Raw genomic sequence first — 13047 nt, forward strand, 5'->3', positions numbered from 1 at the left:
TAATGATTTTAACATAACGCAAAAATTAAAAATAGGAAAAGCCTTAAATTCCTTTAATTTAAATAAATTTCTATAAGAAAAAATACCAAGATGAATTAGATTCACCCTGGTATTTATAAAATTTAACTTTAATATTATTGTTCTTCATACCATGTGTAATGGAAAATACCTGGTTTGTCATTTCTTTCATAAGTATGAGCACCAAAGTAATCTCTTTGAGCTTGGATCAAGTTAGCTGGCAATACTTCTGAACGATATTGATCATAGTAAGAAATAGCAGCCATGAATCCAGAAACTGGGATTCCAGCTTGAACAGCATAACTCACAACGTCACGAATTGCAGATTGATATTCTTCGACAATATCTTCAAAATATTTGTCTAATAATAAGTTGTCCAATTTAGCATCTTTATCATATGCATCTGTGATTTTTTGTAAGAATTGAGCTCTGATGATACATCCGGCACGCCAGATTTGAGCAATTTTACCAAAATCAAGATCCCAGTCATAGTGCTCACCGGCAGCCTTCATTTGAGCAAATCCTTGCGCATAGCTCATGATCTTGCTGAAGTATAATGCCTTACGGATTTTTTCAACAAACTCATCGATATTTACATCAGGGGCACTCTTTGGAGCAGCAAGTACTTTACTTGCATTGACACGTTCATCCTTATAAGCCGAGATATAACGTGAGTAAACAGCAGCTGTGATCAATGATTGTGGAACACCTAGTTCAAGAGCACTTTGTGAACTCCACTTACCTGTTCCCTTGTTACCGGCTTTATCCATGATTTTGTTAACAATGAAATCGTCGCTGCCTTCATCATCTTTTCTTGTCAAAATGTTTGCAGTGATTTCGATAAGGTAACTTGAAAGTTCACCTTTGTTCCATTCTTTAAATGTATCAGCAACTTTGTTCAAATCTTTATTGTATAGGTGTGAAAGTAAGTTGTAACTTTCTGAAATTAGTTCCATATCACCATACTCGATACCGTTATGAACCATCTTTACATAATGGCCGGCACCATTTGGTCCGATATAAGTAACACAAGGTGTGCCATCTTCAGCTTTAGCTGACATTTGTTCCAAGATAGGAGCAACTAGATCATAAGCTTCTTTTTGACCACCGGGCATCATTGAAGGTCCTTCAAGGGCACCTAATTCACCACCTGAAACTCCCATTCCAATAAAGTTAATACCAGATTTATCAAGACGTTCGTTTCTTTCCATGGTGTCTTCGAAGAATGTATTACCACCATCGATCAAAACATCACCTTTATCAAGAAGTGGTAGTAGTTCATTGATAACAGCATCTGTACCTGCACCAGCCTTGACCATCATAATAATACGACGTGGTTTTTCTAGTGAGTTTACAAAATCTTCAATTGTATAACTTGGAACTAATTTTTTATCAGCGTGTTCTTTAACAACATTTTCTGTTTTTGAACCCGTTCTGTTATAAATAGCTACTTCGTAGCCTCGGCTTTCAATATTCAAAGCCAAGTTTTTACCCATAACAGCCATACCAATAACACCAATTTGTGGCTTACTCATAGTATCCCTCCGATTAATAACTTATTTCATACTCTATATTAACAAAAAATTATAAAAGAGGAGCATTTTATTCATCCTTATCTTTGAACAAATTTTTCAATTTGGCAAATTCGGGATTAACATGCTCCTCTTTCTTTTGTTTATCGAACTCTTCTTCAGACAAAACAGTCCAATTTTTACCTGAAGGCATAATGTCTTCAGATTTTTCTTTTTCCGTCAAAATTTGTGTGGGAATGTTCAATAAAATATTATCAATAATAGACTCGTAAACATTAATTGTCGGATTATCATCATCGATTGGAATAATTATCGCATAGTCATCAATATCTTCAGTATCGATATTATCAATGTTATATGCTTCATTAATCCTGAATCTTAACACTAATTCGACTGGTTCCAAACTTCTGGTTGAAGGTACAGTTAGCTTAGTACCAACTTTTACGTCAGAAATCACTAAGCCATTATCATTAAATAATTGACCGTTTACTTCAACTTTATCCACCTTAATAATCTCTTCAGAGCGAGTTTTTAACTCGTCCTCCAAGTCTAATGTTTCTTTAAAATCAAAGGGTTTATCCTTGTACTTACGTACATCTTGAATGTCCCAATTTAGCATTGATTTGCCCCTTTCATAAACGGAATCACTCCGTAATTCTGTTGAACCCCACTGGTCATTTCGATCAACGAATCAACTTTTAACTCTAACGACATCAAATCATTCTCAGCCTTACCAACTTTAGTTATCAGTGGAAAATCTAGGTTTTTTTTGACGTTGTTTAAATATGTTTGCCCAACTTTATTAAATGCCAGAATCCGAAGATAAGGATGTTGATACACCTCATTTATCTCTTCGTCCTTAACATTCAACAACGTATAGATACTAAGGCGTTTTAGGCGAGAACGCGTGTATCTTTTTGACTTAATGTTGAATAAAAACTCTTCAAATGTTTTGCTGGTTAAAATGTCTTTTTTAAATTTATTTTCTAGTCCCTCCACCATTTGGTATATCAATTGTAATTCATTGGTGGAACTAGTCAAAATATTATACTCCAGAAATTTGTAAAATGTGTCCCACGACACTAACTGGTCACCATTCAATTGATCTGATGTTTCTTTTGGCACTAGCTTATCAACCGATAAATCATTTTGCTTTGATAATCTTTTTCTGATTTCAGAGGAACTGTAGTCATTTTCTTTACGCAAGATTGTGTCGACTAATATATCATAATGATTATCAACGATACTTTTTGCGTAACTCAAGCCTAATAACTTATTTGGTTTCCCAACAAGGTCAATGCCTTCATTAGCATATTGATTATTCAAATTGCTAGCATAATTTTGCGTATAATCCTGTGTAAAATCAATTTTGGAATCATTGATTTTTGTAACCAGATCGATAAAATCAACATCATCTTCAGTTCCAAAGACTAGGTGGTCAATACCGATGGAATTTAATAAACGGATTGCTCCATTGGCAAACAGTTCTGCTGGTTCAACTGCATATGCAAATGGTAATTCAATTACTAAATCTACACCATATTCAACCGCAATCTGTGCTCGTTTCCATTTGTTCATAACCGCAAAATCACCCCGTTGAACATAATTGCCAGACATAACTGCAATTAATACATCAGGGTGATATTTTGTTTTTATCTTATCAATGAATAATTTATGTCCCAAATGGAACGGATTAAATTCAGCTACAAAGCCATATATACCAGCCATAACTTCACCTATTTTTCAGAATCGAAAAACCATCTAGTGGCATTGTCATCAACTTTTGATTCACCAAAGTTTGCGGAAACCGAAGTATTTTTGAAACCAACGTCAGCAAGAATGTCCAAGTATGTCTGAATTGGATATGTCCGTTCATGATGGATCTCAGTATTAACTGAATAACCACCAATTTCGTCATTCCAATTAAAAAATGTCAATTCATGCTCAATGCTGTGAGGAAATTCTCCCTCATAGCTACTCCACATAAATGCTGAATCCTCTGCTTTATGATTGAACATATAACCTGGGAAAATATCATCCATTTGATGTAATGAATGCGCATCAAATAGATATTTACCGCCCTTGTTCAGATGTTTATATGCTTGTTCAAATGCAAGATACAGTTCATCTTCGTCACCTAAGTAGCAAATTGAATCATCAAAACAAGTGATTGCATCAAAACTATCAAACGTATAAAGATCCATCATATTTGCTTGCTCAAAAGGTATGGAAACCCCTGCCTTTTTAGCCTTATCGTCAGCAATACTCAACATTTCTTCAGAAAGGTCTGTTCCGGTGACATCAAAGTCATCAGCCAACAATATTGTCATGTCCCCTGTACCACAAGCAACATCTAATAGAGTTTCTGTTTCAGACCCAACGTGATTTTTGACATAGTTTGCCCATTTTGCGTAAAGACTGTCATCCATCAATTCACTATATACTTTGGCAAATGAATTATAGATCATTTACAGTTACCAAATCAGAAATATCTACTTCTGGAGCATCTGACCATAACTTTTCAAGATTATAAAACTCACGTTGTTCTGTAGTAAATACATGTACAACAATATCGTGTAAATCAATCAAGATCCATTCTGAATCACGTTTTCCTTCAACGTGGCCAACTTCGATATCGTTCTCTCCAACTTTGTCCAAAATTTCTTGAACAATGGCTCCAACTTGACGTTGTGAACTAGCATCCATGATGACAAAGTAATCAGTCATAATACTTACTTTACTGATGTCCAACACTTCAATATTATTTGCATGTTTACTATCAGCTGCCTTAACGGCAATTTCCATAATTTCTTTTGAATTCAAATTATAATTCTCCTTTAGTTATCCAGTAATTATAGCTTTCGAAAGTTACCGGATAAATTGTTCTATTGTTATCAACTAAATGTTCGATCGTATGCTTCAATTCAAATGCAACACCGGTATTCAATGATGTATCTGCGGCTTTTCTGGCATCATCGACACCAGGAAAATCTCGTTTGGGTTCGATAAAATCTGCAATGAAGACACATTTATCAACACCTGTCATACGAGTTGACCCAACAGTGTGACGTCGAATTGCATTTAAAACGTCCTCATCATAAATACCAAGTTCATCTTTTATTATTTCTGCACCGACAATCCCATGCCAAATTCCGTTTCCGTAGTTAAGCAAATCACGATTAAGATTATGAGACTTAATTGCAGCTTTAAATTCGTCAGCTGGGCGTTCTTTAGCATAATCATGCAACAATCCTGCCAATCCAGCCTTATCAACATCTACATTATACTGTGCTGCCAATCCTCGGGATACTTTTTCGACCCTCAGACAGTGCTTGTATCTGAAATCACTTAGTTGTGACTTCATTGAAGTTAACAATTTATCACGATCAAATCCTGGCTTTATACTGTCATAATTAAAATCTGTCATTTATATAATCCTCGATCCTGAATGTAATCTGCAACACTATCTGGTACAAGATACTTGATCGACTTGCCAGTTCTAACTTTATTCCGGATCATGCTAGAACTGATTTCAAGTTCGGGAGTGTTGACCCAAAGTATTGGATATTTTGAACTCTTCTCGTACCCTTTGCGGCAGACACCAACGAAATGAACCATTTGTACGAGTTCATCGATGTGTGCCCACTTGGGAAGATTTTCGACCATATCTCCACCGATAATAAAATAATATTCAGTGTCAGGATTGCATTGCTTCAAAATTTTTATGGTTTCATAAGTATAACTGACTCCGCCACGATTAACATCGGTTAAATCGAGGTCAAAATGCATATTATCTTCAATAGCCAGCTTGATCATTTTTATCCGATCATCACTACTTATCGGCTTTGTCTTACTTACACCACGATGTGGTGGAACTTTGTCCGGTAAGAATAGGACCTTGCTAAGTCGTAATTGCTGATATACTTGCTCAGCAATAACTAGATGTCCTAAATGGATCGGATTGAACGTACCACCTAAAATGCCAACATGGCGTCTAGGCATATTTGTTCTGATTTCTGCTTTTACTTTAGTTAATAACTGCTTTTTTGTATTCATTATTCATCACTTAATAAATTAAATTTTTTCAAGTTCGATTGAATATTTACGATTCTTAACCTTTGGAGATTTCTTATATAAAACTACTTTTGAACCAATAGTTTGAATATGAACGATGGCTCCATCGAATTCAGTCAATGCATCAACTAATTGATCAGCGTCTACCAAAGTGTTTTGTAATAATGAAACCTTGATCAATTCGTCTTTGCTTAATAGCAATTGAATTTGTTTTAATAAATTCTCACTGAGTCCATCTCGGCCAACTTGAACAACTGGCTTCATTGTCTGTGCTTGGCTTCTCAAATAACGATTCTTTTTGCCTTTTATAATCATATTTTCTCCTTAAATTATGGCATCTCTCATAGATACACTGACACCTTCAGGCACATAAACTCTCACCTGACAATTGGCTGGAATTGTTACCCAGCCTAATCCATAAATAACTATATCTGATTTAGCATGTGAGGTAAATTCCTCTTTTTTAAGTTCAGGGAATTCAGAAACTTCATATGGTGGGCTCAAAATTTCGCCAAGATGCTTTTTGTAGAAATCATCAGCATTTTCTGTCTTAGTTCTATGTAAAACTAGTCCTTGATTCACGTAGAAGACCACATTAGATTTTTCATCTAAGAAATCAAATCTAGCTAAGCCAGCAACAAAAATGGTTTGACCGTCACGCAATTGGAAAGTGGAAGGTCGCAATTGTTTCTTTGGCGTCACAGCTTTTAATTCTTTCTCATTTAAATAATGAGCCAACTGATATTTGTGGATAATACCTGGTGTATCTACCAAGCTATGACCATCATCAAGCGGAATATCGATTCGATCCAAAGTAGTTCCAGGGAATCTAGAAGTTGTGATCAAATCTTTAATGTCAGAATTTTGACTAATTATACGGTTTATCAAAGTTGATTTACCGGTATTAGTTGTTCCAACAACAAAAACATCTTGGCCATCACGATACTTCTCGATTTTTTCCATCAATTCATCGATATTAGTACCTTTTTCAGCTGAAACCATAATTTGATCAACCGACTTGATACCATTTTCTTTACTCTTTTGTTGTACCCAATTTAGCAATTTATTTTGATTTACTGAGTGTGGTAGTAAATCTACTTTATTACCAACCACAAGGATCTTTTTATCTCCTACAAAACGTTGTAAACCGGGGATAACACTTCCCTCGTAGTCAAAAATATCGATAACATTTACAATCAATCCATCTTGCTCTGAAATGGAATCTAACAGTTTTAAGAAATCATCATCATCGATATTTACATCAGTGATCTCATTATAATTTCTCAATCTGAAGCATCTTTTGCATAATAATTCTTTTGAATCATCCTCTAAATACTTATTTAAAGTGGATTGTTGAACATATCCAGGTGCATCTTTATCAGTTGTCTGAATTTCAGCTCCACAACCTATACAATTTAATACCTCATTCGTTTCTGTCATGTAATGAGTCCTTCCAACGCAAATTTTTATCTTTAATTTGTAAGTACTTTAAGATTGGTCTTTCAAAGAAACGGTTTACACGTGTTTTCTTGGCATCTGTTTCAACAATTGGTTTGACCAGAACTGTCTTGATACCCGATAAGCTACCAGCCAGAACATCTGTCAAAATTTGATCCCCAACGAATAAAACGGTTTCTTGATCAATTTTATTTTGTCTTAAATATTTTTTTATCACAAAAGGAAGTGGCTTTTTCGCACGTGCAACAATTCCCATTGGCAACATATTCACGGCTTTTTCCACTCTTTTATAACTATTATTTGAAACAACCAGAACATCTATACCTGCATGTTCCATTATATTCAGCCATTTTCTTAATGACAAGGTATATTCGTCACTATTCCATGGCAATAATGTGTTGTCTAAATCAGTCATAATAGTTGTTATCTTTAGTTTTTGTAAGTCACTGACTTCTATATCAGTTATCTTATTCAGCATAATGCTAGGTTTAAACATATTACTGACCCCTATTTATGATTGTGTACATTAGTAAAAAAACGTAATTTGGATTGTCCAAATTACGTCTTCATAATATTAAGCTAAAGCTTTTTTAGCAGTATCTGCTAAACTTGTAAATGCCTTAGGATCTTCGATAGCGATTTGTGCTAACATCTTACGGTTGATATCAACATTTGCTAACTTCAAACCATGCATTAATTTGCTGTAGCTGATTTCATTCATTCTTGCAGCTGCATTGATTCTTGCGATCCATAACTTACGGAAATCACGTTTTCTTTGACGACGATCACGGAATGCATAACGGTATGAAACCATGATTTGTGTATGTGCTGCTTTAAAAGTGATATGTTTTGATCCACGATATCCCTTAGCTAATTTTAAAATCTTTTTACGACGTTTGCGAGTTACTGTTCCACCTTTAACACGTGGCATAATGACTCCTCCTTTGAGTTACAATTACTGAATTAATATGTTGCTAGCATTTGTTTGATACGTTTCATATCACTTGCGCTAACCATGCCTGGCTTAGCTAATTGACGACGTTGCTTCTTAGTCTTTCCATGGAAACGGTGACTTGTGTAAGCGTGACTTCTTTTCCATCCACCATTAGCAGTTTTCTTAAATCTCTTTGCTGATGCGCGGTGTGTTTTTTGTTTAGGCATTTAAAATCCCTCCACTATTTTTTCTTATTCTCTTTTGATGCGATTGGATCAAGCATTAAGAACATGCTACGGCCATCCATCTTAGGCCTTGTAGTAACGTTGGCAATATCTTTTGTCTTGTCAGCTACACGGTCTAAAACTTTTTTACCTATCTCTTTATGAGTAATTGCTCTACCCTTAAAGCGAAGAGAAACTTTGACCTTGTCGCCTTTTTCCAAGAACTTACGTGCGTTATTAAGTTTAGTATTGAAGTCATTTTCCTCAATAGTTGGACTTAAACGTACTTCTTTAAGACTGACAACTTTTTGTTTTTTACGAGCTTCACGATTTTTTTTCTGCAGTTCGAACTTATACTTACCATAGTCCATAATTCTTGCAACTGGTGGTTTTGCACCAGGCGACATAAGAACTAGGTCCATATTAGCTGCGTCTGCCAAACGTTGGGCTTCTGCTTTAGGTTTTACACCAACTTGATCACCATTCTCGGTAATCAAACGAACTTCTTTTGCACGAATTTGATCGTTTACTAATAAATCTCTTGCTATGAGTAGTCACCTCCGAAAAATGATCCCACTAAAAAAGTGGGCGCATACGCACGCCCACTTATATATACAAGTTATATTTACCTAGAGGCGTTAGCATAGGTGAGAAGCGGGCGCTTCTGCTTAATCTCAACAGTCATTAACTATATCAGATAATACATCCACTGTCAACAAACATTCTTACCATTCGAAAATTTCATCAATGGTATCGAGTACACCTTCATGATTGTTGTCTACACGTGTGATTCTATCGGCGGATTTCTTAAGTAGATCCGTTCCATTCAACATCGAAACGCCGATGCCAGATTCTTCAAGCATTTCTTTGTCGTTACTATTATCACCGAATGACAATATTTCATCAAGTGCCAAATCGTAATAACTAGCAATTTTTCTTAAACCAAAACTCTTGTTGATACCACTTGAAATAATGTCAATGCTACCAAAGCCACTAGCAGTAGCATGTATCATCCCTTTATACTTTTCGTTTAAGTAATCTTCAGTTTCTTGAAGGTCATTTGTAGTTAAGCCAACGTTGATCTTAAAGATGTTGTCATGGACATCATCAATGCTGCTTACCAATTTGTAATTACTAATATAGTAAGTATCTACTTCGGCATAATCATTTTCATGTACATAAGTTGCATTGTCACCTGATAAAATATATGCACGTAAATTATCAATTTTGTCTAAATCTGCCATAACTTGCTGTAATATTTCAGGGCTTAAATAAGATGTAAATACTTTCTTACCATCTGCTTCAATATTTGCTCCATTTTCAGCAACGAATGCGTCAACTGGTGAAGCATCCATAACAGTTTCAAGATGTCCCAAATAATTACCACTAGCAACTGTGAATTTAACATCCCTAGCATGGAGTTTCTCAAGCTGATTATTGAATCTTTCTATATTGTAGTGATGCTGATCATCAAAGAAAGTACCATCAATGTCAGTTGCAATAAGTTTTATCATTGTTTACTCGTCCTGTCTGTCTTTTTCACTAATCTATCGCTGTTCATTTTAACATGTATCAAGACCTCAATCCAAAAATAAAGCGAGCAAGCTAATTATTTATTAGCCTACTCGCTTATTTTTTTATTTATGAATTTAGTTTAGCCATTTGAACGACTAAAGTTTTCAATATCGGCAACGACACTACCTACAAACATACCTAAGTATTCTGAGTTAGATTCGTCTTCACCATATTTTCTAACTGATACAGTTGCATCAGCCATTTCTTCGTCACCAACAACGGCTGTGTATGGAATCTTCATTGTTTGAGCGTCACGGATCTTGTAACCCATCTTCTCGTCACGTGTATCGATTTCAGCACGGATATTGTGTTTACGAAGTTCACCAAGTAATGTTTCAGCATAATCACTGTGTAATTTTTGATTAACAGGGATAATACGTACTTGTGTTGGTGCTAACCATGTTGGGAATGCACCCTTATACATTTCAATCAAGTATGCAATAAATCTTTCCATAGTTGAAACGATACCACGGTGGATCATAACAGGTCTGTGATCTTCACCATCTGAGCCAACGTATGTCAACTTGAATTTCTCAGGTTGCATAAAGTCTAATTGAATAGTGGAAAGTGTTTCATCATTTCCAAGAGCTGTCTTTGTTTGAACATCCAGTTTTGGACCATAGAATGCAGCTTCACCTTCAGCTTCATAGTAATCCAAACCAAGATCATCCATAGCTGCCTTAAGCATTGTTTGAGATCTGTTCCACATTTCGTCATCATCGAAATATTTAGCTGTGTTAGCTGGGTCTCTGTAACTTAGACGGAATGAGTAATCTGTGATATCGAAATCTTTGTAAACTTCAACCATCAATTGAAGTGTACGTTTGAATTCTTCCTCAATTTGATCAAGTGCAACGAATGTGTGTCCATCGTTCAATGTCATTTCACGTACACGTTGTAATCCACTTAAAGCACCTGATTTTTCATATCTGTGCATCATACCAAGTTCGGCAATACGAACTGGTAATTCACGGTATGAACGTGTGTGATGTTTGTAAATTTGAATATGTGATGGACAGTTCATTGGACGAAGTTCAAGCATTTCGCCGTCACCCATGTCCATTGGTGGGAACATGTCTTCACGATAGTGTTCCCAGTGACCTGAAGTCTTGTATGCATTCAAGTTCATCAAGATTGGTGTATATACGTGTTGGTAACCCCAAGCAACTTCCTTATCGATGATATATCTTTCGATGACACGACGGATAGTAGCACCATTTGGCATCCAGTATGGAAGTCCGGCACCAACTTCTGGGTCAACGAAGAACAAGTCAAGGTCACGGCCAATTGTTCTGTGATCACGTTCTTTGATTTCTGCACGACGTTTCATATCAGCGTCAAGTGCATCTTCTTTGAAGAAAGCTGTTCCGTAAATTCTTTGAAGCATTGGGTTACTTGACTTACCTTGCCAATAAGCACCGGCAACTGAAAGTAATTTGAAATGCTTCAAGTTTTTGATATTTGGTAATACGGCATCATAACCAAAATCAACAAATCCATCCAATGTGTAAACTGGAATTTGAACTGATTCGATAGCACCGATCAATGATGATTTGTATGGATCGTCTTTGAACATTTCAACTAATTCTGATTTGTCCATCAATGATCTTTCAACTTTGTCATTCTTCTTGATGATTTTGTTCATCAATGCTGAAATTTCGTCTAATTGATCAACTGTAATTTGTTCTTTATCATCAGTATCTACAAAGAAACCATCATCGTTTGATTGTTTTTCACCAAAGTGAAGATCAGCTTTAAATTCCTTAGCAGCTGCACTGAATACTAAACTAGCTGTATTTCTCAATACTTCTAGTGCATCATCTTCATCTTTGTTAGTAATAATTTGAACTTTACCATCTTGCTTGATAGGTCTTTCCAAATCAACCAAAGTATCATTGAGCTTACCAGCTACTGCACTTTTACCCAATGAAGTACTAATTGATTTAGCTACCTCCAATGTTGTTGTGCCTTCATCAAACTCCTTAACTGTTCCATCTGGGAATGTTAATTTGATTTTTGACATTATCCACGTTACCTCCTAAATTTAGACAACAAAAAATGCGTCTCTAAAGTATAAATACAATAATTGTACTCATACTTTAGGGACGCATTCTGCGCGGTTCCACCCACATTAAAACTGTACACAAACAGTCTTCACTCTACGGTTATAAAGTAAACCAACATAAATATACAGTTTTAATATGAAAGTGGTAGCTCCAGTAATGGGTAAGCTTTCAGTAAATGTACCCTCCCTGAATAGAACCGAAGTGTTGTCTTTCATGTGTTCATTGAAACATTTATTTTTTTATTTTGCAAGAACTATTGTTTAATTCTTCTATTTTCACCCGTCACAAAAACTTCCATCGAAAGGTATCTGACACGTTCCATGATTCGAGCTGCCTTTACTGGTTCACGCTCTCCACGCTGATTGATACCAAGATGACTTTCCAATTCTTTCATTGAAAAATTCGATGAGAAAAATGTTGGAAGACTTTCTTGCATTCTGTACTGCAGGATAACACCAAGGACTTCATCACGGATCCAACTGGACATTGAATCAGCACCGATATCATCAAGCATCAGAATTTCCGCAGCCTTAACTTTATTTACTTTGTCCAAAACATTATTTTTACCAATAGAATTTTTCATCTCAACGGCAAAGGTAGGAAAATGCATCATTGTGGTTTTAACGTTGTGATGATGTAACTCATTGGCTATGGCACCCAATAAATATGTTTTACCGACACCAAAGTCTCCAGACAAGTACAATCCAGGAATAAAGCCATCAGAATTTAAATAACTATCAATAAATTTGATTGCAGCATCAAAAGCTTGTTTTCTACCAACACCGGTATAGTCATTCAAGTTAGCATTTCTGATATCTTTTGGCATATCCATTAAAACTAAGCTGGAATCATATGCTTTACGTTGATCAGCTTCAACCTTTTGCTTATTGGGAAAATATGCTACTTCAATATTATGATTGCTGACAATTAATTTTGGATAATAATTGCGATTGATCTCGCTCTTATTATTCTTTTGATTATAAAACTCATAAATGGCAGCTGCACTGACATCAATAGCATCACTGCTGATATTGTCTTGATTTTCAACTAAAAACTTTTTAACATCTGGATCGTTTAGAGCCTTAGCTAATAAGCGATTGTAATCTTGACTATTAAAATGATAATTTTTCAATCCTTCGGCTAATGCATCGCTAAATTTTTCCATA

At 35.5% G+C, this 13047-nt stretch carries 16 protein-coding genes and 1 other annotated feature; all 16 genes read right to left on the minus strand.

What is annotated here, in order from left to right:
• Positions 1 to 134 precede the first annotated feature (134 nt).
• Positions 135 to 1553, minus strand: a complete 1419-nt coding sequence (gene gndA / locus EKM63_RS02130) for an NADP-dependent phosphogluconate dehydrogenase (protein ID WP_125703244.1) — start codon at positions 1551 to 1553, stop codon at positions 135 to 137.
• Positions 1554 to 1620: 67 nt separating this feature from the next.
• Positions 1621 to 2169 (minus strand): YceD family protein, encoded by a 549-nt coding sequence (locus EKM63_RS02135; protein ID WP_125703246.1) that lies wholly within the window; start codon positions 2167 to 2169, stop codon positions 1621 to 1623.
• Positions 2163 to 3278 (minus strand): nucleotidyltransferase family protein, encoded by a 1116-nt coding sequence (locus EKM63_RS02140; RefSeq protein ID WP_125703248.1) that lies wholly within the window; start codon positions 3276 to 3278, stop codon positions 2163 to 2165. Before EKM63_RS02140 ends, EKM63_RS02135 begins: the two co-directional genes overlap by 7 nt.
• An 8-nt stretch (positions 3279 to 3286) precedes the next feature.
• The gene (locus tag EKM63_RS02145) at positions 3287 to 4018 is read right to left on the minus strand and encodes a class I SAM-dependent DNA methyltransferase (RefSeq protein WP_125703250.1); all 732 of its coding nucleotides are present in this window, start codon (positions 4016 to 4018) and stop codon (positions 3287 to 3289) included.
• A complete protein-coding gene (gene rsfS / locus EKM63_RS02150; protein ID WP_125703252.1) occupies positions 4008 to 4373 on the minus strand; it encodes a ribosome silencing factor in 366 nt (121 codons plus the stop codon). Before rsfS ends, EKM63_RS02145 begins: the two co-directional genes overlap by 11 nt.
• 1 nt (position 4374) lies before the next feature.
• A complete protein-coding gene (yqeK, locus tag EKM63_RS02155) occupies positions 4375 to 4977 on the minus strand; it encodes a bis(5'-nucleosyl)-tetraphosphatase (symmetrical) YqeK (RefSeq protein WP_125703254.1) in 603 nt (200 codons plus the stop codon).
• Positions 4974 to 5606 carry a nicotinate-nucleotide adenylyltransferase gene (locus EKM63_RS02160; protein ID WP_125703255.1) on the minus strand — a complete coding sequence of 211 codons (633 nt, stop codon included), beginning with the start codon at positions 5604 to 5606 and terminating at the stop codon, positions 4974 to 4976. Before EKM63_RS02160 ends, yqeK begins: the two co-directional genes overlap by 4 nt.
• Before the next feature lie 18 nt (positions 5607 to 5624).
• Positions 5625 to 5939 (minus strand): YhbY family RNA-binding protein, encoded by a 315-nt coding sequence (locus tag EKM63_RS02165; protein WP_125703257.1) that lies wholly within the window; start codon positions 5937 to 5939, stop codon positions 5625 to 5627.
• 9 nt (positions 5940 to 5948) lie between these two features.
• A complete protein-coding gene (gene yqeH, locus EKM63_RS02170) occupies positions 5949 to 7064 on the minus strand; it encodes a ribosome biogenesis GTPase YqeH (RefSeq protein WP_125703259.1) in 1116 nt (371 codons plus the stop codon).
• A complete protein-coding gene (locus EKM63_RS02175) occupies positions 7048 to 7578 on the minus strand; it encodes a YqeG family HAD IIIA-type phosphatase (RefSeq protein ID WP_125703261.1) in 531 nt (176 codons plus the stop codon). The genes yqeH and EKM63_RS02175 overlap by 17 nt, the downstream gene beginning before the upstream one ends.
• A 78-nt stretch (positions 7579 to 7656) precedes the next feature.
• The gene (gene rplT / locus EKM63_RS02180) at positions 7657 to 8013 is read right to left on the minus strand and encodes a 50S ribosomal protein L20 (protein WP_125703263.1); all 357 of its coding nucleotides are present in this window, start codon (positions 8011 to 8013) and stop codon (positions 7657 to 7659) included.
• Positions 8014 to 8045: 32 nt separating this feature from the next.
• A complete protein-coding gene (gene rpmI, locus EKM63_RS02185) occupies positions 8046 to 8243 on the minus strand; it encodes a 50S ribosomal protein L35 (RefSeq protein ID WP_125703265.1) in 198 nt (65 codons plus the stop codon).
• 14 nt (positions 8244 to 8257) lie between these two features.
• Positions 8258 to 8788, minus strand: coding sequence for a translation initiation factor IF-3 (gene infC, locus EKM63_RS02190; protein WP_125703267.1), 531 nt, complete (start codon positions 8786 to 8788; stop codon positions 8258 to 8260).
• A gap of 22 nt (positions 8789 to 8810) precedes the next feature.
• Positions 8811 to 8916 (minus strand) — a sequence feature (ribosomal protein L20 leader region).
• Between the two features lie 49 nt (positions 8917 to 8965).
• Positions 8966 to 9754, minus strand: coding sequence for an HAD family hydrolase (locus tag EKM63_RS02195; protein ID WP_125703269.1), 789 nt, complete (start codon positions 9752 to 9754; stop codon positions 8966 to 8968).
• 140 nt (positions 9755 to 9894) lie between these two features.
• Positions 9895 to 11838, minus strand: coding sequence for a threonine--tRNA ligase (thrS, locus tag EKM63_RS02200; protein WP_125703271.1), 1944 nt, complete (start codon positions 11836 to 11838; stop codon positions 9895 to 9897).
• Positions 11839 to 12134: 296 nt separating this feature from the next.
• Positions 12135 to 13046 carry a primosomal protein DnaI gene (gene dnaI, locus EKM63_RS02205; RefSeq protein ID WP_125703273.1) on the minus strand — a complete coding sequence of 304 codons (912 nt, stop codon included), beginning with the start codon at positions 13044 to 13046 and terminating at the stop codon, positions 12135 to 12137.
• Position 13047 lies beyond the last annotated feature (1 nt).

This window comes from Companilactobacillus mishanensis, assembly GCF_003946505.1.
GTDB classification, from domain to species: Bacteria; Bacillota; Bacilli; order Lactobacillales; family Lactobacillaceae; genus Companilactobacillus; species Companilactobacillus mishanensis.

Coding starts and splice junctions, on each gene's coding strand:
- gndA (WP_125703244.1), bottom strand. CDS start 1,553: ATGAGTAAGCCACAAATTGGTGTTATTGGTATGGCTGTTATGGGTAAA.
- EKM63_RS02135 (WP_125703246.1), bottom strand. CDS start 2,169: ATGCTAAATTGGGACATTCAAGATGTACGTAAGTACAAGGATAAACCC.
- EKM63_RS02140 (WP_125703248.1), bottom strand. CDS start 3,278: ATGGCTGGTATATATGGCTTTGTAGCTGAATTTAATCCGTTCCATTTG.
- EKM63_RS02145 (WP_125703250.1), bottom strand. CDS start 4,018: ATGATCTATAATTCATTTGCCAAAGTATATAGTGAATTGATGGATGAC.
- yqeK (WP_125703254.1), bottom strand. CDS start 4,977: ATGACAGATTTTAATTATGACAGTATAAAGCCAGGATTTGATCGTGAT.
- EKM63_RS02160 (WP_125703255.1), bottom strand. CDS start 5,606: ATGAATACAAAAAAGCAGTTATTAACTAAAGTAAAAGCAGAAATCAGA.
- EKM63_RS02165 (WP_125703257.1), bottom strand. CDS start 5,939: ATGATTATAAAAGGCAAAAAGAATCGTTATTTGAGAAGCCAAGCACAG.
- yqeH (WP_125703259.1), bottom strand. CDS start 7,064: ATGACAGAAACGAATGAGGTATTAAATTGTATAGGTTGTGGAGCTGAA.
- EKM63_RS02175 (WP_125703261.1), bottom strand. CDS start 7,578: ATGTTTAAACCTAGCATTATGCTGAATAAGATAACTGATATAGAAGTC.
- rplT (WP_125703263.1), bottom strand. CDS start 8,013: ATGCCACGTGTTAAAGGTGGAACAGTAACTCGCAAACGTCGTAAAAAG.
- rpmI (WP_125703265.1), bottom strand. CDS start 8,243: ATGCCTAAACAAAAAACACACCGCGCATCAGCAAAGAGATTTAAGAAA.
- EKM63_RS02195 (WP_125703269.1), bottom strand. CDS start 9,754: ATGATAAAACTTATTGCAACTGACATTGATGGTACTTTCTTTGATGAT.
- thrS (WP_125703271.1), bottom strand. CDS start 11,838: ATGTCAAAAATCAAATTAACATTCCCAGATGGAACAGTTAAGGAGTTT.
- dnaI (WP_125703273.1), bottom strand. CDS start 13,046: ATGGAAAAATTTAGCGATGCATTAGCCGAAGGATTGAAAAATTATCAT.